The organism is Clostridium pasteurianum, from assembly GCF_001705235.1.
Lineage (GTDB): Bacteria > Bacillota > Clostridia > Clostridiales > Clostridiaceae > Clostridium_S > Clostridium_S pasteurianum_A.
Genome location: NZ_MCGV01000002.1, coordinates 45,121 through 69,344 on the forward strand (window position 1 = coordinate 45,121; position 24,224 = coordinate 69,344).

A 24,224-nucleotide genomic window follows, 5' to 3' on the forward strand; every position below is an offset into this window, starting at 1 on the left:
TTTTCTCCGCTTCACTACGAAAAGAAAAATACAGTAACCTATTTATATCCAAAATTCCGTAGGTACGGAGGAATTTTTTCATTTGATTCTCCCAAAGCAAATTAACATTGATGAAGTAACAATTTAAAAAAAATCTAATAAATCTTGGTAAGAAAATCGTAAAATACTTAGAGTTTTAATTTGTTTGAGCAGTTTTTAGCGAGTTATTAAAACTCTTAGGATTTTATGATTTTCTTACCTTAGATTTATAGAATTTTTTTAATGTTACAAATCAATGTTAATTTGCTGGTTCAAAGTTCCATGACTGATTGTCTCCGCCAGTGCAGCTCCATTCACATACATTAGCACCATCGTTAGTTGCATAATTAGAATCATCTAATGCTTTAGTGCCGTTACTGCACATAGTTGTAATAACATATGAATTTCCAGCAGCTGAAGGCTTTAAAGAAAATTGCTGAGGAGTGTGTCCATATGCATTGTAAATTTGAACATTTGTCCCATCGTTATTGGAACCATTGCACACATCAAGCATAAAATTGCCTAATGCACTTTTTAGTGTTATGCAGCCATTACCTATATTGTTTAAATACCATTTTTGTCCGGCAACACCTGAACCTGTTCTTAGTTCAACATTTTGAGTTGCACGTCCTGTGTTACCTGCAACCTGAAGGTACTTTTGTGCATGAACATTTTTTATATAGTACCATCCATTATTTAAAGTTCCCGAAGTAGGATTAGTAGGGTTGGTTGGATTAGTAGGGTTAGTTGGATTAGTAGTACCACCGTTTAAGTTTCCAACGAAAGTAGTTACACTTTGTGCTGGAAGTGATGCTGTGAAGTTTCCGTTATTTGCAGTAATATTTGCAGATTTAGCCATGTTAGCTGAACCTGAAGTTACATATGAAGATACGCTAGAAACGCTTCCATTTTGCATACTGAAGTTCTGATTTACTGCGTAATTTCCTTGATTTATTGCAACAACAACAACTTTATTATCTCCTGTGTATGCTGATACATAAACATTTGATTGAGGACTGCTTGTAGCATTAACTCTATAATAGCCATTTCTAATGAATTTAGAGAATTGACCCAGTACGTAAGTTTTCTTGTAAGTCTGATTAGTTCTAGTGTTATATAAGCCGTTTTCATCGCCGCTTATCCACCAATATACATAAGCATTCATGTTACCGATTGTCATGCAATCATTAATTTCTTTAGCTAATTTAGTACATGCAGCTGGATCATTGCCCTTAATAGTATTTTCAGTCATCCAGATGTCTTTTCCTTTATTACGTGCTAAAGGGTAATCCCTAACAGTAGCTCCATATAAATGTCCTCCAATAATTGAAACATACTTAGCAGTATTAGGATCATTAAGAATTGGATCTGATAATGCGTGATTAAAACCTAAAGATTCAGGCATAATGAGCTTAATAACACTGGATAGACCGGCTCCATATTGTGAAAGGAAATCATGGAACTGCTGTGCTGTCCATGTACAAGCGTCGTAATCAGGTGACCAATCTGGTTCGTTCTGGAGAGATAATGCATATAAAGGTGCGCCATTATCAGACATATATTTTACAAAAGTCTTTAAATAAGCTGCATAAGCGGCATAAGAAGAAGGTTTTAAGTAACCTCTATTAGCACCAGTTGTTGTGTTATTACTCTTCATTGAAGCTGGTGGTGTCCATGGAGTTGCAAAGACAATACCTCCTCTAGCACGTACTTTTTTTGCATTAGAAAGTTCGTCAGACCATGCTCTAAAGTCGCCTCTATTCCAGCCTTCATTTGGAGCAATACGCAATCTTACAATGTCTAAGCCTGCGTTTTTATAAAGAGTGTCCATGCAGGTATCGCTTAAAGCTCCGCACCATGCACTTGAAGCACCAAATCCTCTTATAACCTGATTTTTACTGGCTACGTTTATTGTAGCAGTTGAAGCTGCTTTAACCGATGTTGCTCCACCTGCAAATGATAAGCAGGTCATAGAAACTGCCATTAAAGACAGTAATACTTTTTTTACTTTAATATTCATTTAAATATTTCCTCCCTTAATTATTCGTTGGTTCGAATGACCATAGTTGATTATTGTTTCCGGTATAACTCCACTGACATACATTAGTGCCATCCGTGGTTGCAAAGTTGGAATCGTCTAATGCTTTAGTTCCATTACTGCACATAGTTGTAATAGCGTATATACCGGATTTTGATGAAGGTTTTAAAGAAAATTGTTGGGGAGTATGTCCATATGCATTATAGATTTGAACATTTGTCCCATCATTATTAGCACCATTACATACATCAAGCATAAAGTTACCCAATGCACTTTTTAGTGTTACGCATCCATTACCTATATTGTTTAAATACCATTTTTGACCGGCAGCACCTGAACCTGCATCCAGCTCAACATTTTGGGTTGCTCGTCCTATGTTACCTGCAACCTGAAGGTATTTTTGAGCATTAAGGTTTTTAATGTAGTACCATCCATTATTTAAAACTACTGAACTTGGGTTGGTGCCTGGGTTTGTACCTGGATCAGTATTAGTTCCTGTAGATCCACCGCCAAATTGCCAGTAATCAATATTAAATAGCTTTTTATTGCTGCTGCCAGTAAACTTGAAGAAAATATTATGAACGCCACTGACCTTCTTTACATTACACTGCATTTCCTTCCATTGTTGTTCGCCGCCTGTAGGATTTACATTTAAAGTACCAATAACTTGTCCATCCACACTATCCAAATGTATTTCTATTTTGCCGCCAACAGTTGATGCGATATTGGCTTTAAAGGAATCAGCTCCATTTCCAAAGTCAGCCTTTGACACAGCAAGCCAATTACCATCTTTTATGTTTGTAACATCCATATTGATGCTGCTTACCATACTTCCTGGTGCTGAACATTTTTCAGTTGAAATACCAGCATTCCAGCCTATTGTTTCAGCTTCATTTCTTACATATGGATTAAGATTAGTAACCTGAGGTACACCTTTCATATCTTCCGTAACATTGTTTATACTGCCATTTGCGGAGTATGAAAGCTTATTAATCATAGGTGAACGATATCCTTTTGTAATTCCCATAGCTTTTCCTAATGTTTGAGCATGATATGTTACATACCATTGATTCTTAAACTGGAAAACAGAATGATGATTGTTTCCGCCAACGCCAAAGAATGTTCCCGGATTCTTAAGAAAAACGCCTTGATAATTGAATGGCCCCATAGGACTGTTACTTGTCATATAAGCAACATCACCTGCTGGTGGAGCTCCGTATGGGTGATTACCAGAAAAATTAGAGCAATATGAATAATAGTATTTTCCATTATATTTGTGTATTCCAGAGTCTTCAAACATAAATGGAGAATCAATTGCAGCTGCACTGCCAACTGTGTGTGTCATATCGCTGCTTAATTTTATAACTCTAGCTGATCTTGGGTTCGCAGCTTGACTCTGTGATGGATGATTTCCGCCTGGAACACCGCCTCCAAAATATAGATATCCTGTTCCATCATCGTCAACTAGTACTGCTGGATCAAAGAGCCATGGAGAGCCACTAGCTCCAGGAGTACTACCAGTAATAAGAGGTCTTCCAATAGGATCTTTCCATGGTCCAATTGGACTATCTGAGGTTAATACTCCTATACCACCGCCGCTGTTTGCAAAATAAAGAAAGAACTTTTCCTTGCCGTTTATAACCTTATGTGTGACGGCTGGAGCCCAAGAATTACTTGCCCACCTTGCAGCACCACTATATCCAGCCACTGGAATCTCGCCGTGGTCTGTCCAGTTCACCATATCATCAGAAGATATAACGCTTATAGTTTTTATGTTGTTATAATCGTTATCAGCAATTTGCCCATTTTTATATTCAAAGGAGTCACTGCTCATATAAAGATACACTCTTCCGTTGTAAACCATTGCCCATGGGTCTGCACCAAATTTTTGTGTTATAAGTGGGTTAGAATATCCCGGTGTTTTTGCAAGAGCACTTGTAGTAGCTGCCTTTATGTTTGCTGTAGATGTACTCACTGAAAAACCTAAAGTTAATGCCAACGTTAACAAGAATACACTTGATTTTCTTAACATTTTATAAAAAACCTCCTTCTCAGATTCTTTGATAATTCCTTATATTTAGCAATTTTGTTATATTTGTGGGTGATATCAGCTAGAATACAAATAAATCTTTATGCGTTTTAACAAAATTAATTAATATAGGAATTTGTTATATAATCATAGATATTTAACATTTAACCCCATTTAAGCTGAATATATCCTTTATACATAGTTGGAACATGCACTTTCTTTAAAATACTTATTAAATTGTATATATAACTTATAATTTGAAATTAAAAATATTTTTTTACTATTTTATGCTGATATTGTGGTACCATTATGTTAACTATGATTATACTTATCATGTTAACGATAAAAGCGCTAAATTACAATGTGCATATACTTAAATGATGGCTTTTAATATTTATGCATGTGCACAATAAGAAAAGATTAATTAATATGATTGTTAATTTAGGAGGTTACCTATGAAAATATTAATTGACAGCATTATCGAAAAGCTTAAACAATATAATCCTAAAAGTTATATTAATAACAAAAATATAACTCTTATTAAATCTATAAAATATTTAGAAAGCAATATTAAAGATTTTTATCCTAATACACTTTATATGGTGAAAACGTTAGACAATAATAAAATAAACAATCTTGTTTTGCATGAAACTAATTTTTTAATTGTTTCTAAAACACAATTATCAGGGTCAATTGAAATAAATAAAAATTCTAATATAATATTTATTTGCAGTAATTCTGCAGCATCAATATTCAATGAAGTTTTAGGCATCTTTTTTGAATATCAGACTTTAAATGTTAATTCTTTGAAACTATTAGAAGTACTTTCGCAAAATACTGGCTTGCAAAATATTGTTAATATCGCCTCAAAGTCTATTGGAAATCCTATTTTTATTAGCAATACAAACTTTAAAGTTTTATCTTTTACAGATAATATTAAGGTGGATGCTCCTGTATGGAAGGGCATTACTTCAAAAACTTATAAAAGGTATGACAATTTACAGCGTATTTTAAAAGATAACATATTTGATTCAAGAATACCTATTTATTTTAAATCTACCAATAGTGCTAGTTATAATTTTGATGACTTAGATAAATTGGAGGATAGAATAACTAAAAATTCTGAGTCGGTTTTATATAAAGAAAGTGATAAATTCATCATGTCTAGAATGTGGTCAAATATATATGCTGGAAACAAGCTTTTAGGTCAAGCTATTATACTGGAGGCATTTAAGCCTTTTACTGAAAGGGATATAAAATTAATTAATATTTTAAGTGATGCAATTTCAGTAGAACTTCAAAAGCACAACTATTATGAAAGTACGGATATAAGCAATAAGGATTTATTGATTTTAGAGTTGCTTGATGGGAAGATAAGCTGTGAGGAGGATATTAATGAGACTGCTAAATTCACACATTTAAATTTGAAATATCCTCTTAATGTTATAAGTGTCATCAGTAAAAAGAATATTTCATACGTTCAATTTAAGTATATCAGGGATTTCTTTGAAAATATATTTTATAATTCTATTTGCGTGCTGTATAAGGGGAATATTGCTATAGTAACTAGTTGCATTCAGGATAAATTATTATATGAGAATTGTTTTAAGAAATTAAATAAAGTTTTAAGTAATCTTGAAATGTTTTGCGGCGTTAGCCGGCCATTTTATAATTTAATTAGTATTAATAAATACTACAAACAGTCACTTAAATCCATAGAACTTGGACAATGCTTAGATGATAACAAATATATATTTTTTTATGATTCATATATTTTGCAGCATATTTTTTCCGTATGTTCTAGGGAAGGATCATTAAAGGATTTCTGTCATCCTTCAATTTTTAAACTCATTGACTATGATAATATGTATAAAACGGATTACTTAAAAAACTTATATTTATATGTAACGAATTTTAAAAACCAATCAAAACTGGCGGAGTTAATGCATGTACATAGGAATACTTTACGATATAGAATATCAAAGATAGAAGAAATAATGAACGTTGATTTAAACAATGTAGATGAATTTTTCAGCATCTATCTGTCATTTAAAATATTAGAATATCTCGGCGAAGATATATGTTAAATTAGTTAGCTAATTTTTTCTTTACATTATCATAACTACCGCTTAAATCTTTTAATATATCTTTATTCAACATTGAATGTGGTTCTAGATGCTTATATCCATTATTGGATTGCACTATGTTATATACCCCTTGAGTACCTCCAAAGGTTACATATGAATTGGTATTATCAGTTCCTTTTCTTATTTATACCCCTGTAGTAAGTGAGCTCATATTTATCTGTTCCTTCTGCCTCAACTATCGTATCTGACCTGTTTTTTAGTTCCTCTAACCCAGATATTTTTTCATAGGAGGCTTTTGCTTTTTCATGTTTCTCTAGCTTTTTCAACTTAAAATTCAAGAACAAAGTTTTTAATTTCTTTAAGTTTAGGAACTAAATGAAAATTCTTAACAAATACCTTCAATTTTGCATAGAGTATAACGAATCATAAGCTTAAAAATTGAAGCAAAGGTAAATTAATTGAAATGATTTGCCTATATAATTGGGGGTAATTTATTTGAGGATGTATGAAGAACAATTACAATTGCTTAAGAAAAGAAAGGATATCCTTAATCCTAGAAACTATAATATAGTCTTTATGGGAGACAGCTGGGTGGAAAGAAACGGTCATACTAGCATTGAAATCTTTAAAAAAGCTATGGAGGAAGCTAAAAAATACAATCCTTTGTTAATCTTACACGGGGGAGATATTGTATTTAGTGGTAGTGAAAAAGATAATTTTCAATTCTTTATAGATGCTAAAAATAGTGATGCACCTGATTTGCCACTTTTTACGGCAGTAGGAAATCATGAAATGGATATACAATTAACAGGAGCTGCGTCTGTTGCTAATTTTGTAGAAATGATTGGTCCACTGCATTTTACGTTAAATATACCAAGATATGAATTAACACTTATTGCACTAGATTCATTATATCATTATGTATATCATGAGTATGGACTAACTAGGGAGGAACTTCAATATTTGAGAAGAAGTTTAGATGATAGGTATCAGAATACGTTTACTTGCATGCATGTGCCTCCAGCAACAGATAGATGGATTCCACAGCCTGGAGATGACTCGTTTTTTACAATAGGAAGCCAAGCCTTTTTTAGAGAGGTTAAAGGAAAAATAGCAGCTGCACTTGTAAGTCATGTTCACACTTTTGCAGCTACCAGGTATAGGGATACAAGATTATATTTATCAGGTGGAGGTGGAGCTGCCCTAAATAAAAAGTCTATATTCCATATTTTTGTCATTAATATTAGAAATTATAGTGGCTGTAGAAAGATACACGTTAGTGTAGTTCCTATTGGGGACGAGTCACCAGTATGATGATTTAAAGGAGCTATTATAATAAAATTTTATTACAGTATGGGGCTATTGCATAAAGAAAATTAAGAATTAAGAATTAAGGAGGATTTTTCTCCGCTTTGCTCTGGAAAATCTACTAACTTGTAGAAGAACATTCGCCTGCGGTGAATGGAAGCAGTTATAAGTTTTTCGTAGTGGAACGGAGAAAAAGTTACCATCATTGCATTTATTCTATATGAGAAGTAACAATATTTTGGGAACGATTTAAAAAAATTCTAATAAATCTTGATGAAAAAATCATAAAATCCTTAGAGTTTTGAATTTGTCTGAACGTTAGTGAGTTATTCAAAACGCTTAGGATTTTATGATTTTTTTAATGTTCCAAAATATTGTTACTTCTCATCGTTCTTAATTTTTTTTATATGACATACTTGTTTCAATTTTTTAGCCACTAATCACATTATTTTTGACATATGTTATTCAATTTTTAGCTAACCTATTTATTTGCAGCTTTAGAATTAGTATAATGATAACCTGAAGGGTGAAATGGATTCACTTTTAAATTTTGTACAACATTTACGAAATAAATACACTAAAAAAACTAGGAGGACAAGCACAATGAGTAAGATAAAAGTAATTATTATGGATATAGATGGTACATTAACCAATGACAAAAAGGTAATTACTAAAAAAACTAAAGATACACTAATTAAAGCACAAGAAAAGGGAATTATTTTAGTTTTAGCTTCTGGAAGACCTACATCTGGACTCATGGATTATGCTAGAGAATTAGAAATGAATAAAAATCATGGACTTTTAGTTTCCTTTAATGGATCTAAAGTTACTGATTGTGAGACTAATAAAGTATTATTCAATGAAGCTATGAGCATTAAACAAGGACAAGCAGTACTTGAACATATGAAGAAATTTGACGTTAAACCTATGGTTGTAAAAGATGATTACATGTATGTTAATGATGCTTTTGACAATGAAATAGATTATAAGGGTGAACCTTTTAACATAATTAAATATGAAGCACGTAATTGTAAGTTCAAGGTATGCGAAAAGGATGATTTGGCGGAGTTTGCAGACTATCCTTTAAATAAAATTTTAACTGCTGGAAATCCTGAATATTTACAGGCTCACTATAAAGAGATGTTTGAGCCATTTAAGGATACTTTAAGTGGTATGTTTACAGCAGATTTCTACTTTGAATTTACTGCTCAGGGAATTGATAAGGCTAAAGCTTTAGATACTGCACTAATTCCTATGGGATATAAAAAGGAAGAAATGATTGCCTTTGGAGACGGACAGAATGATGCTTCAATGGTTAAATATGTCGGTACAGGAGTAGCTATGGCAAATGCAGTAGATGAATTAAAGGATGTAGCTGATGAAATAACTCTATCTAATGAAGAAGATGGGATTGCACATACTTTAAATAAATATATTACGGATTTATAGGCAAAAATAATAAAGCGAAAGGAGCGATTCTATGCTTGCTGATTATCATGTACACACAGCTTTTAGTGATGACTCGGAGTATCAAATGGAAGCTTGCGTGAAAAGAGCAATTCAGATTGGACTTGATGAACTTTGCTTTACGGAACATATAGATTATGGTGTTAAGACTGATCTAAACTGTAATATTCATGATTATATTGAGGAATATAAAAGATGCAAGGATATTTATAGCGATAGAATCACTCTGCGCTTTGGGATTGAGTTTGGCATGCAAGTGGGGACAGTAGAACGATTTCAGCAGGACTTTGATGCTTATCCATTTGATTTTGTGATTTTATCCTGCCATCAGGTGGATAATAAGGAATTTTGGAACCAGGATTTCCAAAAGGGGAAGACTCAAAAAGAATACAATGAAAAATATTATGAGGAAATCCTCAAGGTTATTAATTTATACCATGATTATAGTGTATTAGGTCATTTAGATATGATTAAACGTTATGATGAAAAGGGTGACTACTCGTCCCCAAAAGTAAAGGATATCATTGCAGATATTCTAAAAGTTGTTATTGCAGATGACAAAGGCATTGAGATTAACACTTCATCACATCGATATGGTTTAAATGATTTAACGCCATCTAGAGATATTTTGACATTATATAAAGAGCTTGGAGGCAAAATTGTAACTATTGGCAGTGATTCGCATAAGGAAGGACATCTGGGAGCTTATATTGAGTATACAAAAGAAGAATTAAAAAAATTAGGTTTCAAAGTTTATTGTACTTATGCAAATATGAAACCTATTTATCACTCATTGTATGATGAGTAGGGAGGAAAAAATGAAAAGGTTATTATCATTAGATATAAAATATTCACTAACTCAAATCTTATATTTTGGTGGATTTTGTGGTTTAATGGGCTATGCATCGGTATACTTACTGGATAGAGGAGTATCTAATTCTGTTATTGGAATGGTTCTGGCTTTAATTAGTGTAATTTCAGTCTTTGCTCAACCTATGATTGCTTCATATGCAGATAAAAATAAACAAATTGAATTAAGAACTATCATTGCATATATATTAGTTGCTGCAATTATATTATCTTTTATCATTTATTTCTATAAAGGAATGGTACCTATATTATTATGCCTATTTGTTGGAATATCAACTCTTATGATTACCTTACAGCCATTACTTAACTCATTAGCATTTGTATTTGAAAAGTATGGCATTACTGTTAACTATGGAGTTGCAAGAGGGCTTGGAAGTGCAGCTTATGCAATAGTTTCAATTACCTTAGGATATATGGTTGAAGACTTTGGAGCAAGTATCATTCCACTTGTATACATTGCTTTTAATATAATGTTAATAATAGTTGTATATGTTTATGTCATTCCTAAAACAGAACAAAAAGAAATATCTATTGATTCAAGGGAAGAAGCAAACAATAACGAGCTTTCTTTTATTGATTTTTGTAGGACATATAAAAAGTTTATGATTTTTATTCTAGGAGTTGTTGCTGTTTTCTTCACTCATACAATCATCAATAATTTCTTCATTCAAGTTATTAAGCCAATTGGTGGAACAAGTCATGAAATGGGAACAGCTGTGTTTTTAGCAGCGATTTTAGAATTGCCTGCAATGTCTTTATTTAATACAGTGAGAAAAAGAGTTAATTGTACAACTTTAATTAAGATTTCTGTAATTATGTTTGCAGTTAAACATATCTTAACTTTCCTAGCCACTGGAATGGTTATGATTTATATTGCACAGGTATTTCAAATGGGTGCTTATGCTATATTTATTCCAGCCAGTGTTTATTATGTTAATGAAATTATTGATAAAAGAGACTCTATTAAAGGTCAATCTATGGTTACAATGGCAATTACGGGAAGCGGAATTATTGCCAATTTGTTAGGTGGAATTCTGTTGGATCTTGTTGGCGTTAAGTATGTGCTTTTAATAGGAAGTGTTGTTTCTGTTCTTGGAGCGTTTATTGTTATAGCTGCAGTTAAAAATAATAAAGTTATTGAGTAACTAGATTCTTTGTGAAAATTAATTATGGGATACCGCTAGCATTGAGTGCAATGCTGGTGGTATCCCAATTGTTTTACAGATATTACTTTAGATATATGTAATAGGAACATTTTTAATATAATTAACTTTATGGTAGATACTAATAGATATAAAGAAATTATTAAAAAGTTTTATGGAGGAATTACATATATGGAAAGGTTCTTACTGGACGTATTAATAAGAAGCATGGCAGTTTACATTTTAGCACTGTTTTTCACTAGACTTATGGGAAGAAAACTTATATCACAAATGACATTTTTTGATTTTGTTATGGGAGTATCTATGGGTGCAATAATTGCAAATGCCATTGTTGGGAAAAAGTTTACATCATTATCTGCTATAACAGCCTTTGTGATTTTATCCATTCTAACAATAGCCGCGGGGTATTTAGATATTAAAAGTTTTAGATTAAGAAAGTTAATAAACTCAGAACCAGTTACTGTAGTTGAAAATGGAACTATTGTAGAAGAAAATATGAGGAAAGTAAAATTAACAATTAATGAGTTAATGATGAAGTTAAGAGAGAAGAACGCTTTTAATGTAGCTGATGTGGAATTTGCCATAATGGAAAAAGACGGAGAACTATCTGTGCTACCAAAAGCGGAAAAACAACCACTTACTCCTAAGCATATGAACATTCCAGTAACAAGTCTAGGTCTTACAAGAGACATAATAATAGATGGAATTGTAATGAAGGAAAATCTAACCAGTGTAGGATTAGATGAAGGATGGCTAAAAGCTCAGCTCAGTAGTCAAAATATTAAAGATATTTCAGAAGTATTTTATGCGGGATTAGATAATACTAAAAAATTATATATATCAAAGAAGGATAAAAATAGTAGAGAATCTCAAGGTAAATATGGCATTGAGTAACACCAAAACAAAAAGTAGGAGCTATATAAAAGAATCATTTAGCTCCTACTTAGTTATTTATTAACTTTTATAAATCTAAAAAATCTTATTATAAAGTGCTGAACATCATATAATGTAAAATTTATTAATAATTTGATACGGTTACACTTTGAATTACTACAGCTGCTCCACCTACAGTTTGTGCCATAACTCTATAAGTATGACCAGGAATAATGCCATCTGTTATTTCCATAGAACCATTAGCAGCGTATCCTCGACCAATATAACAGTCATCTGAGTAGCAAGTTTCTCCAGTATTAACATCATATGCTGCAAAGTGAATGCCAGGATAGGAAGCTCCATTACAAGTAAGACCTGTCCATGATACAGTTATTTGATTGGAATTATAAGGAGTAAATAAATAGTTATTACTAGATGGACCATAAATTTGTGTAGAACTATCGACAGAAACACTGACATTGTTTTGAGTTATACTGTATGTAGTCAATGCATCAGCACTCAATTTATTTGTAGGTTGTTTAGAAACTGTTTTAGCAAAAGTTGTTGTGGGAGCTACAAATGGAGCTGTTATAACTGATACAGCCAAAATCATAGATACTAATTTTCTTTTCATAATAATACCTCCAATGTATTTTTTTTCAATTTAAGTGCATTTATAGTATAATAAAAAACAAATTTCATGTCAAATTTATATCATGGTGGATACTAATAGATATAAAGAAATTATTAAAAAGTTTTATGGAGGAATTACATATACCTGATAATTTTTTTGATTTTTGTGACAAGCTAAAACAAAATAGGATACTTGATGGCGTTCAATAAACATACAAAATAATATATTACAAAGACATGTAAGAAAAGCATATATAAGCAATGACAGAAACTTCATGAAATAAGGCTTCTGTCATTTTTTTTATATTATTTGTCTGACAAGTAGTACTTACCAAAATGAGTGTGAACTATACAGGTTTAGTTTAGAAAATGTTTTTCAAACGAATTGAAAATATCTTGAAGCTTTATACTATAAATATTAGTATAGCCATTATCAAATGTATCTTTCACTAAATTATTAAAACTGTTGTCATGTGAATTACTGTCACCATCCCAATTCGAATAATTAAAAAATTTATTTAGACCATTAGCCTGGGTCATGATATTACTTCCAGTTTTTTGCGTATAGTCCAGGTTAAGTTTCTGTAGCTCTGCACTTTTTGAGGTTTGCTGCTGTTTAGTATAAGCATCTATATCTGTAATTCCTTGACTTTTTGCACGCTGGGATATGCTATCGCTAGAGTAGGTATTTTCTATCTCGGTTTTTGCTTTTTCATATGCAGTAACGGATTCAGCAAGATAATTTCCGTCTCCTCCTGGTACAGCCTCTAAATTATAAGTATATGTACCGCATCCACAGGATGGACTTGCATTTTGCTGTAAAATATAAAGATAAGACATCATGGAATCAGCTATTGGAGTTGAATACCCGTCATATTTATGTAGAGCAGTTTGATATTCATTTATCGGTATTATGTTCGTAAGTACATGAATCAACATAAATTTTATTTTTATCTAAATGGGCTGATTCAAAAGTGTCAAAATGCAATGCTTTTTCCATAACTTTACCGGTAGTTGAATCAGTTTCTAGACATCCAATTCCATCTGATAAAGAGATAGGATCTTCTAAAGGTTTAGATTTTAGCTGTGTTTTATTATAAGTATTAGGACTTTGATACTGCGACAATGAATTTATAGAATTCATAGCCATAATATAGCTTTCTTTCAATATTAATTAACATTAGTCATAGCTCTCTTTACTAAATTATCAAATACTTTATTTATAAATTTAACTACATTTTTATGCAATTTCCTAAAATTTTAGATATCTATTTAGATTTAGCAGCCGTTTCAATAGCCTTATAAGCCTTATAAAAATCTTGACCGTTATTAACATCTTGTATTAACTGCAATAGACCTTTTTGCCCTACAATGGATAACCATCTATGTACCTCATGTTTTGCTAAAGTATAATTTAATCGTCTAGTATTTAAATCACTTGCATAAAATTGTTTATCCGAGTCTAAACTTCGCATACTAGGTACCTTTAGCCCATTTTGAGTTCTCTTTATCCATTGCTTTTCAGAGTATCTGGGCCTATTATCTACTTGCGTTGCCATCCCTTCATTAAACCACACAGGAATATTATTGATTTTATTAATTCTATATGCCAATTCACTGTGAGTGAGTTCATGAGAAATTACATCAGTATTCATGCCATCTGGGCCTAAAACTATATAAGTACCAAAGGTAGTTTTTTCTGTAGCTCCCGTTTTATTTTTAACACCAAACCTTTTCAAAGCTGATGAATCTTTGCTAATTATAAAGATAGATTTAGCATTAAAACTTCCATATAGCCGAGCCACATTATTCTTAGATTTAGAAATAATATTTAATATATTACTTGTATCCATGCCAGAAGCATTAGGTTTAACATAAACATTTTTAGATATCTCTTTGAAATCCGAAAAATTCACTGTATAACAATTAAATGCATTAACGGTGGATCTATCCGATAATACAAAAAATAGAGTTAACATGGTTATAAATATAAATACTACAAAGCTTCTAATAATAATCTTCTTTTTTTTCATATAAACACCTCCATTATTACTCTTATATTATATAATGTTGTACTTTTATTGTAAAAAATAACATACTTTTAAAAGAAGGGAAATATTATCGTATTAATATAGTGGGGGTAAAATTGAGTATGAAAAGAAAAAGCTTAATATTTACTTTATTGACCTTAATATTTACAGCTTCAGTGTTGGTATTGATAGCGATGCCGTCAAATGCAGTAAAAGCTGCAGAGATCACTTCAAATGACTTTTTAAAGGCTAACGGAAAAGCATTATGTAAGAATTGGGGTACTGGTAATATAGTACAACTTAGAGGGACAAATGCTGGTGGATATATGTTACAAGAATTCTGGATGACTCCTACCGAAAGTAGTTCAGGTCAGTACAACGTAACTTGCGAAATGGATATCTACAAAACCTTAACATGCCGTTTTGGTGAACAAACAATGCGAGACTTAGTTGGAGTTTATCAAAATAACTATTGGACAACAAAAGATTTTGATAACTGTCAGTCAATGGGAATTAATTGTATACGTCTTCCTTTATGGTATATGAATTTCATGGATTCTAATGGTAACTATCTCTCAAATGCCTTTAATCGTGTTGATTGGTTTGTTAATGAGGCAGGTAAAAGAGGGATTTACGTAATTTTAGATATGCATGGAGCACCAGGATCACAAAATGGAAGCGATCATTCTGGCGTTGATGGGGGAGATGCAAAGGAAGCAGCTTCACAATTCTTCTTTGGGAACAACGCTAATAGAAATCAGCAGCTTTATTATGATCTTTGGTCTAAAATAGCAGCACATTATAAAGGCAATCCAACCGTTGCAGGCTATGACTTACTAAATGAGCCATATTGTACCTATCGTTATAAATCAGGTGAAAGTGAAGATACGCTGCATACAACATTATGGAATATTTATAATAATGCATATAACGCAATTCGTTCAGTAGATAAAGATCACACTATTATTATGGAGGCAACTTGGGATCCTTGTGATCTTCCAGATCCATCAAAGTATTCTTGGTCAAATATAATGTATGAATATCATAATTATAAATATGCTGATTATAATAATGAAAACGGGGCTCAAGTTAAAAGTATTAAAGATAAAGTAAATGAAATTGTTAATCAAGGTTATAATGTACCAAGCTATATGGGTGAATTTTCACTTATGGATAATATTTCTGCATGGCAGCAAGGACTTGATTTGCTTAATAGTTCAAATTTAAGTTGGACAGAATGGACATATAAAGTAAACAATAACAATAATAATTGGGGATTATATCGCCAAAATGTACCAAAGGCAAATGTAGCAGCAGATTCTGCTGATACAATTCGTTCCAAGTGGTCAAATGTTGGAACTTCTAGTCCTAATACTGATTTAATTAATGCAATTAAACCTTACTTTACAGCACCAGAACCTAGCAATATAACAGACGGACAATATTATTTGACAGCTATAGCAAATAATAAAGTTGTTTGTGCTGATAACTCCGGAAAGGATCCGTTAATTGCAAACAGACCTAGTTGTAATGGAGCCTGGGAAGCCTTTACTGTCGTTAATAATTGGGATGGAACTATTTCATTGAAGTCAAGTGCAAATGGAAAGTATGTTTGTGCTGTTATTGATTCAAAGAATGAACTAATTGCTAGAAGTTCACAGATAAATACCTGGGAGAAATTTATTCCTTATAAAATAACAGATAATCAATATGCTCTTAAATCAGTTGCAAATAATAATTATGTAAAGGCTGATTTAAATAATAATGGTACACTTTATGCTGCTAGTTCATCTATTGCCGGAGCCTGGGAAGCATTTATTATTACGGCTATTAAGTAGGTTACAGAATATTTAAGAGATTCCAATATATGATATAATAAAATTGAGAGAAAAAAAGTTTGATTTGGTCACTCTCCAGAAATACTTCTCTTCCAGAGCCGTTACGGAATATGGACAACAGAGGGGGTGACAATTTGAGTGATGATGTGATTGTAACAGCCATAGTTTGTATTACTGCAATAAGCATTGTAGGCATATTTTCTACACTAGCTTACTTAAAAGAAAAAGCTTCTCTTAAATTAAGGGAAGATGAAATATCTATTACTGTTAATGATGGTAATAAAAAAACTCAAAAAAAATAGCAGCATATCTATGCGACTAGATATGCTGACAAACCAAACTATTTAACTAATAAAAACCGTAATGGCTTTTTACTCTATAAATATATTATAACACTTATAGGGTAAAAATAAACATATTTGAAATTAAAAAAATTAATTGATTAATGTGTTGCCAAATATGATTTTAACCATTTAAGTGCAGGACGTTCAGTACCATTTGAGTTAATTAAATGAGTATTTTGTTTCCAAGTTTGTCCCTGCATATAACCCCATAAAGTTACACCTTTAACATTAGGATTTTCCCATAGAACAGGAAATTTTTCCTTATATCTTTCAAGTTGTATAGAATCATTGCCTGTAATATCAAGTTCTGATACGTATATTGGTAATCCTGTTGAGGATAAAGTATTTAAAACTGATTTCATAGTATTTACAGAAACATAATCCATATTAAATTGATGACATTGTATTCCTATTCCATCTATAAGGCCTTTACTTTTAAGAATGTTTATAATTCTAACGTATTGAGCTGCTGCATTAGGATCGCCGATTATTCCATATTCGTTAATTAAAAGCTTTGAATTAGGGAAAGCTTTTCTTGCTTGCTGAAAAGACCATACAATCCAGTCATAGCCTGTAGAACCATTTCCACCTATAGCATTTTTATATGCAGGCTGTGTGTGTAAAGGTTCATTTACAACATCTACGAAAGCTGATCCTGAATATCTTCTACCTGCAGCTTGAATCCAATTGGATACTTCTGTTTTTTGAGCTGATGGCGAAAGACTTGATAACCATTGAGGCTGCTGACTTCCCCATACTAAAGTATGAAATTTAAAAGGCATTCCTTTGCTTCTTGCATAGTTATAAATAGTATCTGCATTACCCCAATTCATGCTTCCACGGTTTGGTTCAATAGAAGCCCATTTGGTAGCGTTTTCAGGAGTAACCTGATTCCAGTAAGTACTAAAGTTACTTGGAACGCTGTAACTAATAATATTTCCTACAAATTTATTTCGGGACATTGCTGCTTTAGCACTCCCAACATTAGAAACTGAAAGCATAAAACCTAAGGACAATACTCCGGTACAAATTTTTAAAAGTTTTGATTTTAACATAATTACCACTCCTTTTCTAATCTCTCATATTTACCATAAAAACTTATTTACAAGTGTACTTAAATTATCACTATTAAGATTGATAATAAGATGCAAGATATATTTATTGTGTCATATTAGCTAAATAGCAAAACATAGTAAATCATTATAGTAATTTTAATTTTTAACACAGTATACTAGCTAGCATATGCTATAGCAATATTATTTAACTTTAATATATTATATCATGTAAATATATTTACTTACAAACGCATATATGTAATTGCATTGAATATATTTACATAAGAGATTTAAATATACATAATATACTTATTTTTTTGAGCTTATAAATAGAAATAATCCTTAATTCTCATAAAAATATAGTTTTTTGCATGTTGCAAATACTATAAAGGGGTGCTAACCATTAAATAAAATTATTTATTGACATAAAAAATTGTCCCTATTATAATTAACATAATTGTATATTTACAAAAGGGAGTAGTTTGATAGGTATTGTCAACATAGTGGTTAAAAAAGCCTGGCAATATCCGCAAAAATGCGAAACGAGACTTTTGGCATGTTTTTGACATGCTAGGAGTCTTTTTATTTTTTTGTTTAGGGGGAGAAAAATGATAATAACAATTTTAATTATGTTTATTGCAGCAATTTTAATCTACCTTAGCTGTGAATTTTTTGTAAATGGGATTGAATGGGTAGGTAAGACATTTAATATTTCTCAAAGTGCAGTAGGTTCAATTTTAGCTGCCTTCGGTACAGCTTTACCTGAAAGTGTTGTAACGTTTATAGCAGTAGTTTTCGGCACCAATTCAAAGCAAAAAGATATTGGCATTGGAGCAGCTTTAGGTGGACCTCTTGTCTTAAGCACAATTGCATATGCTGTTGTTGGTATAAGCATGTTTATTTTTAGCAAGAAAAGAAAGTACGGTGAGTGTATTAAATTTGATAGTAACAAATTAGCACGAGATCAAGTTTGGTTTATGTGCATTTTTGTATTTAAGATTGGATTAGGACTTGTAGCCTTTGCAATAAAACCTTGGCTGGGAATTTTATTTCTAGTGGCTTATGGAGTTTACTTTTATAGAGAAATGAATGCTGAAAATGTGGAGGTTACTGAGACTTTGGAACCATTAAAAATCAGTCCTAAAAGTGTACAACCTAAGAAGTCATTGATACTTATTCAAACTATAGGTGCACTTATACTTATTTTTGTAGGTTCTCAAATGTTTGTACATAATTTAGGGACTTTAAGTATTTCACTTGGAATAGCACCACATATGGTTGCTTTGCTATTAAGCCCAGTTGCAACAGAATTGCCAGAAACCCTAAATGCAATTATATGGGTACGACAGGGGAAAGAGAAACTAGCACTTTCAAATATCAGCGGTTCTATGATGATACAAGCTACAGTTCCAAGTGCTCTTGGTATTATGTTTACACCGTGGCTTCTCGATAAGTATCTTATAATTTCAGCTATTATAACATTTGTAGCTATTTTTTCATTATGGACAACTTTAAAAAGAGATTGTCTCTCTGATAAAAGATTAGCTTTTAATGCTTTATTATATGTTATTTTTATTATACTGATAATATTTGTGAAAAGAGTCTAATAAATTTCCATTAAGTTAATTTGCAATTTAAATACATAAAAGTATAATGATATATAATGAAATATTGTACTTTCTAAGATTATTATAGAGGGGATTTTTTAATGAAGAAAAAAATAAAGATAGATGAAAAGACTCAACTTTTATTAAATGAATTGAAAGATGTTTTGGATGATCCTGAAGTTAAAAATAATCAAGAATTAACTAATGTCCTTATCCCATATAAAACAAAGCTTGAGCATGGCGAAGAGTATAAACTTACTTGCACAAAACTAAGTGGTGCCATAACATTTTACCTAGACACAAATAAGCTTAAAGCTCCTAAATCAGTTTTAAATTTATATAATAATATAGCTCATGCTGCAAATAAATATAGAGGTATTCTTTCTTTTTTTAATTGGTTTTAAGGCATTTATAAAGTTAGGGGTTTTAGCGGCAAAAATTTTTATGTAACTGTACTTTGCCTATTTCTGTAATCTCTAACTCCCTACTTATTGGAGATTTTTTAATCCAGCATAATCCAATCAATCCAGCAGCAATTGCATATCCCAATTTACCAGCTATATGATAATCTTTTTCGCTCCAATCATAGCATTTAACACCATTTAAGGATCTTATATCTTTAAATTTATTTTTTATAATTCCTAGCTCAATAAATTTTTTATACCCTAATTCAGTAATATAAAATATATCATTTTCTAATTGAATATATTTAGCTTTTAAAAGAGTTTCTTTAAGCTCTACTCCTAATTTCCCCGCAACATGGTCATAACAAAGTCTTGCATTCCTTAAAGTATGTGAATGTATAGATTGCTTTAAGGAGTTTATTTTAGGTGATTTTGAAAGTTTCATAAGTAATTCAAGTAACTTTGCAATATCCTCATTAGCTAGTTTAAAGTATCTATATTTACCATATGCATGTTTTTCAATTATTCCAGCACTAACCATTTTAGATAAATGAAAGGTTGCTGTTTGTGGTTTAATACCTGCTGTCTTAGCTAATTCTCCCGCTGTACGCTGCCCTCCTAAGAGGCTCATAAGCATTATACATCTAGAAGGCTCTGCTATTAATGAGGCTATATCATTTACCATAGGATCTGGTTTCAAAATAATCTCCTCCTAATTCATGTACGCTAAAAATATCATTTCCACGTTCATGGAAATAATCCTATTTTATAATTATATCATAAGCTAGCTTAAAATCTTATTTAGCATGGAGGCTTTTGATGAAAAAATTTCAAGACATTAAACTATGCGTTTTTGATGCATATGGTACATTATTTGATATTAATTCGGTTACAAAAATTAATTGCGAAAAATTAGAGGATATAGCAAAACCTTTTTCAGACCTTTGGAGATCTAAGCAATTAGAGTATTCTTGGCTTCGCAGTCTTATGAGTAGATATGAAGATTTTTGGTATATAACTAAAGAATCTTTAGACTATGCTATGGATTATTTTAATATTAAAGATGAAGATTTAAAATTAGAACTTTTGAACACATATGAGAATATTAATTGCTATGAAGAAGTTTCTGAAGTTTTATCTGAGTTAAAGACAAGAAAAATATCCACTGCAATATTATCCAATGCTTCACCAGATATGTTAAGTAAGGCAGTTAAAAATTCTAAAATAGATGAGTATATTGATAATTCATTTTCTGCAGATAGCCTTAAAATATATAAACCATATACTAGTGTTTATAATTTGGTTATTGAGAAATATAACCTGAAAAAGAATGAAGTATTATTTATTTCCTGTAATACCTGGGATGTAGTCGGAGCAAAGAGCTTTGGATTTAATGTATCCTGGATAAACCGTTTTAACGGTAAAAAAGAAGTGCTGCCTTTTGAGCCAGATATTGAGTTTAAATCTTTAATTGAACTACCTAAGGTACTATAAATAGTTGTTTGGGTTCTCCGCTAATATTGATTATCAAAGCTGACGAGGAGAAGTACCATAATACTGTTTAAAGGTCTTATAGAAATTGCTGCTATTGCTGTATCCGAGCATATCAGCAATTTTTTCAATGGAAAGATCCGTATGATCCAATAATAGCTTTGCTCTTCGCATACGTGATTCAGCTAGCAGAGCAGAAAATGTCTTCCCTGTCTTTTCCGGCAAGAGACGGGAAATATAGACGGGGTGATATCCGAAATGGGATGCAATGTCTTTCAATGTTACAGAATCAGAGTGTGATTCAATATATTCTATAATCTGATCAATTAATGTCGTGCCAGTAGGTAGATGCTGACGCTTGTACTCAGAGGAAAGATACATTGCAAGGGACATGACCATAGGTTTTAAAATTTTCTGTGAATCCTCTGTTTTATGAGCATATTCAAGAATCATTACATTCAGCAGCTGCCAGATTGGAGAAGAAGCTGGAATTTTAAGATGAACGAACTCTTCTGCATATTTGTTTTTCTGTGGTTCCAAAAAAAAATTAAGCATGGAGCTATCCGCTGAGAGCGCACTCAGGTATTCCCGGAAAAAGGTTTCCTTACGAATCAGTACTCCGAGAATAATACATTCGTCATCAGAATCCCGCTTAGCAGCATAGCCGCTGTAGGGCTGACCAATATAGCAGTCTCCTTCTTTTACCGTGATCCTATTGTTATAGTTGAAGCTTAATGCATCATAATCTCCGTGGTAAGCAAAATGAATGAAAAAAAAGTCCTGGCGGTGAAAACTCTCCTCAATTTTTTTCCCTTTAAATGCACACACCATAACTTCCTCGGATTTCTCTCCCAACCAATGCGAAATCAGTTCGTTATTTCCTGAGGACGGATCCGGGCTAAAGTCCCAATTTAGGTGAGGAAAGTCCTGACCGAGTTTTTCTAATGCATAATCGATTTCGGTATCGCAATTCCAAGACATAACAACATTCCTTTCTTCAAATTTCTGAGCAATTTTTTCAAGCATTGCAACGTTTTTTGGTAACTCAGATATACTTATATCTAATTGTAGGTTAAAATAAGCAACAATTCAAGTTAACATTTAGCGCTGATTTGAAAGGTGAAAATCTATATAATGGATCGTAACAAGAAAGTTAAAATTGAAAGGAATAGATGATATGTATAATTTTGATTTTTATATGCCAACAAAAGTATTATTTGGAGCAGGAAAACTTCAGGAGATGCATACAGAAGTGCTTCCAGGAAAGAAAGCCTTGATCGTTACATCAAACGGTTCATCTACAAAGAAGTTCGGATATCTGGACGCACTTGAGAAGGAACTGGATCTTGCTGGAGTTACCTATGAGATCTTTGATGAGATCCGTCCAAATCCGACAAACCGTAATATTATGGATGGTGCAGCGAAAGCAAAGGAGACAGACTGTGAGTTTGTTGTTGCACTTGGGGGAGGATCCGTCATGGACTCCAGCAAATGTATTGCACTTATGATGACCAACACAGGTAATATCTGGGATTACAGTTATTCGGTAAGCGGAGGAAAAAAGAATCCAGGAAAAGATGCCGCCCCAATTGTTGCTATTACTACTTCAGCGGGAACAGGAAGTGAAGTTGATTGTTGCGCGGTGCTCAGCAATGACCAAGTAAATGAAAAATCCGGTTTTTTAGTTCCATCAATGTTCCCTGTACTGTCTGTTGTTGATTCCAATCTGATGATGAGTGTACCGCCTAAATTTACAGCTTTTCAGGGAATGGATGCTTTTTTCCATGCAGCTGAATCTGTGATTAATAAGAATGAGCATCCGATGGGAGAAATGTTTGCTCTTAAAGCTATTGAACTGATTGCCGCCAATCTACCGATTGCATATCGTGATGGAAGCAATAAGGAAGCAAGAGCAAATATGGCACTGGCTAATTCACTTGCAGGCTACTACATGCTTGTCACATCAGCACATACAATGGAACATGCCATGGGATCCTACCACAAAAATTTAGTTCACGGTGCTGGTTTAATTATGATTGCTCATGCCTATTATAATTTCTTTGCAGAACGTAAGGCTGCAGAAGAACAAATGATCAAAATGGCAAAAGCAATGGGAGCTCAGAATCCGACATCCGGAAAAGATTTTATCAGAGCATTGGATAAACTGATCGAATCAGTGGGATGTAAAGATCTTCGCATGAGTGATGCAGGAATCAAGGAAGAAGAGCTCTCAAAGTATCCAAAGAGAATACACGAGGTGCTCGGCGGCGACATTACCGCAGACCCGTTACCACTTACAGATGAAGACTATCTTGAAATCTATAAGAAATCATATCGTTAAGAGCTTAATGCATCGGATAACTGTGATTTATTACTTAATTTAAGGAGGATAAATATGTCTAGAAAAAATATCTGAGCAAAGCCATACATCACACCAATGCCGGTTTTGATGATTTCATCTTATGATAAGGCTGAAAAGCCAACCGCCATGTTAGCAGTATGGGGCGGAATCACGAATGAGACAGAAATTACTATTACCGTAGCAGCTAAGAGAAATACTTTAAAAGGGATTCTTGCCAGAGGTTCTTTTGTTGTAAGTATGGGGGATGTGGAAAATCAAGTTGCCTGCGATTACCTTGGTATAACAACAGGAAATAAAGTGGAAGATAAGTTTGAGAAGTCCGGATTCCATACAACAAAGTCCGAATTCGTAGATGCACCAATTATCGATGAGCTTCCTTTTGCCGTTGAGTGCAGAGTGAAGAGCTATGATGAGAAAACCTGGAGACTTGTAGGCGAAATCATCAATGTAAGTCTGGATGAACGTATTCTTGGAGAAGATGGCAAGGTATCATTTGAAAAATTCCATCCGATCACTTTCGATTGGATGAATAAGTCATATCTATCCGTTGGTGAGAAAGTGGGTAATGCTTACCGTGACGGACTTCAGTTGAGAAAGAACAAATAAG

General features: G+C 32.4%; 23 protein-coding genes. 13 read left to right on the forward strand and 10 right to left on the reverse strand.

The window, feature by feature from the left end:
• Nucleotides 1–277 precede the first annotated feature (277 nt).
• Both BEE63_RS20355 and BEE63_RS20360 read right to left on the reverse strand, forming a co-directional pair.
• Nucleotides 278–2,038 (reverse strand): RICIN domain-containing protein, encoded by a 1,761-nt coding sequence (locus tag BEE63_RS20355; RefSeq protein ID WP_066023338.1) that lies wholly within the window; start codon nucleotides 2,036–2,038, stop codon nucleotides 278–280.
• 16 nt (nucleotides 2,039–2,054) lie between these two features.
• Nucleotides 2,055–4,088, reverse strand: a complete 2,034-nt coding sequence (locus tag BEE63_RS20360; protein ID WP_066023339.1) for a carbohydrate-binding protein — start codon at nucleotides 4,086–4,088, stop codon at nucleotides 2,055–2,057.
• Between the two features lie 452 nt (nucleotides 4,089–4,540).
• Here BEE63_RS20360 and BEE63_RS20365 point away from each other — a divergent pair, with 452 nt between their 5' ends.
• Entirely contained in the window at nucleotides 4,541–6,172 is a 1,632-nt protein-coding gene (locus BEE63_RS20365) for a PucR family transcriptional regulator (protein WP_100369846.1), read from the forward strand.
• Between the two features lie 167 nt (nucleotides 6,173–6,339).
• On the opposite strand, the gene BEE63_RS21890 is transcribed toward BEE63_RS20365, so the two are convergent.
• Nucleotides 6,340–6,498 carry a hypothetical protein gene (locus BEE63_RS21890; RefSeq protein ID WP_175400899.1) on the reverse strand — a complete coding sequence of 53 codons (159 nt, stop codon included), beginning with the start codon at nucleotides 6,496–6,498 and terminating at the stop codon, nucleotides 6,340–6,342.
• Nucleotides 6,499–6,673: 175 nt separating this feature from the next.
• Here BEE63_RS21890 and BEE63_RS20370 point away from each other — a divergent pair, with 175 nt between their 5' ends.
• The 5 genes from BEE63_RS20370 (at nucleotide 6,674) to BEE63_RS20390 (ending at nucleotide 11,874) form a co-directional block, all read left to right on the forward strand.
• The gene (locus BEE63_RS20370; protein WP_242875006.1) at nucleotides 6,674–7,486 is read left to right on the forward strand and encodes a metallophosphoesterase family protein; all 813 of its coding nucleotides are present in this window, start codon (nucleotides 6,674–6,676) and stop codon (nucleotides 7,484–7,486) included.
• A gap of 597 nt (nucleotides 7,487–8,083) precedes the next feature.
• On the forward strand, nucleotides 8,084–8,929 hold the full coding sequence (locus tag BEE63_RS20375; protein ID WP_066023341.1) for a Cof-type HAD-IIB family hydrolase: 846 nt from the start codon (nucleotides 8,084–8,086) through the stop codon (nucleotides 8,927–8,929).
• Between the two features lie 31 nt (nucleotides 8,930–8,960).
• Entirely contained in the window at nucleotides 8,961–9,755 is a 795-nt protein-coding gene (locus tag BEE63_RS20380) for a histidinol-phosphatase HisJ family protein (RefSeq protein WP_066023342.1), read from the forward strand.
• A gap of 10 nt (nucleotides 9,756–9,765) precedes the next feature.
• Nucleotides 9,766–10,962 (forward strand): MFS transporter, encoded by a 1,197-nt coding sequence (locus tag BEE63_RS20385; RefSeq protein WP_066023343.1) that lies wholly within the window; start codon nucleotides 9,766–9,768, stop codon nucleotides 10,960–10,962.
• 189 nt (nucleotides 10,963–11,151) lie between these two features.
• Nucleotides 11,152–11,874: a DUF421 domain-containing protein gene (locus BEE63_RS20390; RefSeq protein ID WP_066023344.1), complete on the forward strand. Its 723-nt coding sequence runs from the start codon at nucleotides 11,152–11,154 to the stop codon at nucleotides 11,872–11,874.
• A 124-nt stretch (nucleotides 11,875–11,998) separates the two neighbouring features.
• On the opposite strand, the gene BEE63_RS20395 is transcribed toward BEE63_RS20390, so the two are convergent.
• The 4 genes from BEE63_RS20395 to BEE63_RS20410 all read right to left on the reverse strand — a co-directional run bounded on the left by BEE63_RS20395 (nucleotide 11,999) and on the right by BEE63_RS20410 (nucleotide 14,519).
• Nucleotides 11,999–12,487 carry a hypothetical protein gene (locus BEE63_RS20395; RefSeq protein ID WP_066023345.1) on the reverse strand — a complete coding sequence of 163 codons (489 nt, stop codon included), beginning with the start codon at nucleotides 12,485–12,487 and terminating at the stop codon, nucleotides 11,999–12,001.
• Nucleotides 12,488–12,843: 356 nt separating this feature from the next.
• Complete coding sequence (locus tag BEE63_RS20400) at nucleotides 12,844–13,425, reverse strand: hypothetical protein (protein ID WP_139111579.1); 582 nt, start codon at nucleotides 13,423–13,425, stop codon at nucleotides 12,844–12,846.
• Entirely contained in the window at nucleotides 13,385–13,636 is a 252-nt protein-coding gene (locus BEE63_RS20405; RefSeq protein WP_066023347.1) for a hypothetical protein, read from the reverse strand. Before BEE63_RS20405 ends, BEE63_RS20400 begins: the two co-directional genes overlap by 41 nt.
• 118 nt (nucleotides 13,637–13,754) lie before the next feature.
• Complete coding sequence (locus BEE63_RS20410) at nucleotides 13,755–14,519, reverse strand: hypothetical protein (protein ID WP_066023348.1); 765 nt, start codon at nucleotides 14,517–14,519, stop codon at nucleotides 13,755–13,757.
• 119 nt (nucleotides 14,520–14,638) lie between these two features.
• Here BEE63_RS20410 and BEE63_RS20415 point away from each other — a divergent pair, with 119 nt between their 5' ends.
• A complete protein-coding gene (locus BEE63_RS20415) occupies nucleotides 14,639–16,354 on the forward strand; it encodes a cellulase family glycosylhydrolase (protein ID WP_066023349.1) in 1,716 nt (571 codons plus the stop codon).
• 134 nt (nucleotides 16,355–16,488) lie between these two features.
• Nucleotides 16,489–16,656 carry a hypothetical protein gene (locus tag BEE63_RS20420; protein WP_175400900.1) on the forward strand — a complete coding sequence of 56 codons (168 nt, stop codon included), beginning with the start codon at nucleotides 16,489–16,491 and terminating at the stop codon, nucleotides 16,654–16,656.
• Nucleotides 16,657–16,796: 140 nt separating this feature from the next.
• Here BEE63_RS20420 and BEE63_RS20425 read toward each other — a convergent pair whose 3' ends face one another.
• On the reverse strand, nucleotides 16,797–17,753 hold the full coding sequence (locus BEE63_RS20425; protein ID WP_066023350.1) for an endo-1,4-beta-xylanase: 957 nt from the start codon (nucleotides 17,751–17,753) through the stop codon (nucleotides 16,797–16,799).
• 608 nt (nucleotides 17,754–18,361) lie between these two features.
• Here BEE63_RS20425 and BEE63_RS20430 point away from each other — a divergent pair.
• On the forward strand, nucleotides 18,362–19,360 hold the full coding sequence (locus tag BEE63_RS20430; protein ID WP_066023351.1) for a sodium:calcium antiporter: 999 nt from the start codon (nucleotides 18,362–18,364) through the stop codon (nucleotides 19,358–19,360).
• 101 nt (nucleotides 19,361–19,461) lie between these two features.
• Nucleotides 19,462–19,764, forward strand: coding sequence for a bacteriocin immunity protein (locus tag BEE63_RS20435; protein WP_242874985.1), 303 nt, complete (start codon nucleotides 19,462–19,464; stop codon nucleotides 19,762–19,764).
• 22 nt (nucleotides 19,765–19,786) lie between these two features.
• Here the strand turns inward: BEE63_RS20435 and BEE63_RS20440 are convergent, their stop codons facing one another.
• Complete coding sequence (locus BEE63_RS20440; RefSeq protein WP_066023352.1) at nucleotides 19,787–20,464, reverse strand: ArsR/SmtB family transcription factor; 678 nt, start codon at nucleotides 20,462–20,464, stop codon at nucleotides 19,787–19,789.
• Nucleotides 20,465–20,583: 119 nt separating this feature from the next.
• Between BEE63_RS20440 and BEE63_RS20445 the strand changes: the two genes are divergently transcribed.
• Entirely contained in the window at nucleotides 20,584–21,258 is a 675-nt protein-coding gene (locus tag BEE63_RS20445; RefSeq protein WP_066023353.1) for a haloacid dehalogenase type II, read from the forward strand.
• Between the two features lie 33 nt (nucleotides 21,259–21,291).
• Here BEE63_RS20445 and BEE63_RS20450 read toward each other — a convergent pair whose 3' ends face one another.
• Entirely contained in the window at nucleotides 21,292–22,281 is a 990-nt protein-coding gene (locus BEE63_RS20450; protein ID WP_242874987.1) for an AraC family transcriptional regulator, read from the reverse strand.
• 133 nt (nucleotides 22,282–22,414) lie between these two features.
• Between BEE63_RS20450 and BEE63_RS20455 the strand changes: the two genes are divergently transcribed.
• Both BEE63_RS20455 and BEE63_RS20460 read left to right on the forward strand, forming a co-directional pair.
• Nucleotides 22,415–23,596 (forward strand): iron-containing alcohol dehydrogenase, encoded by a 1,182-nt coding sequence (locus BEE63_RS20455; protein WP_242874989.1) that lies wholly within the window; start codon nucleotides 22,415–22,417, stop codon nucleotides 23,594–23,596.
• A 96-nt stretch (nucleotides 23,597–23,692) separates the two neighbouring features.
• Nucleotides 23,693–24,223, forward strand: coding sequence for a flavin reductase family protein (locus BEE63_RS20460; protein ID WP_242874991.1), 531 nt, complete (start codon nucleotides 23,693–23,695; stop codon nucleotides 24,221–24,223).
• Nucleotide 24,224: the final 1 nt, after the last annotated feature.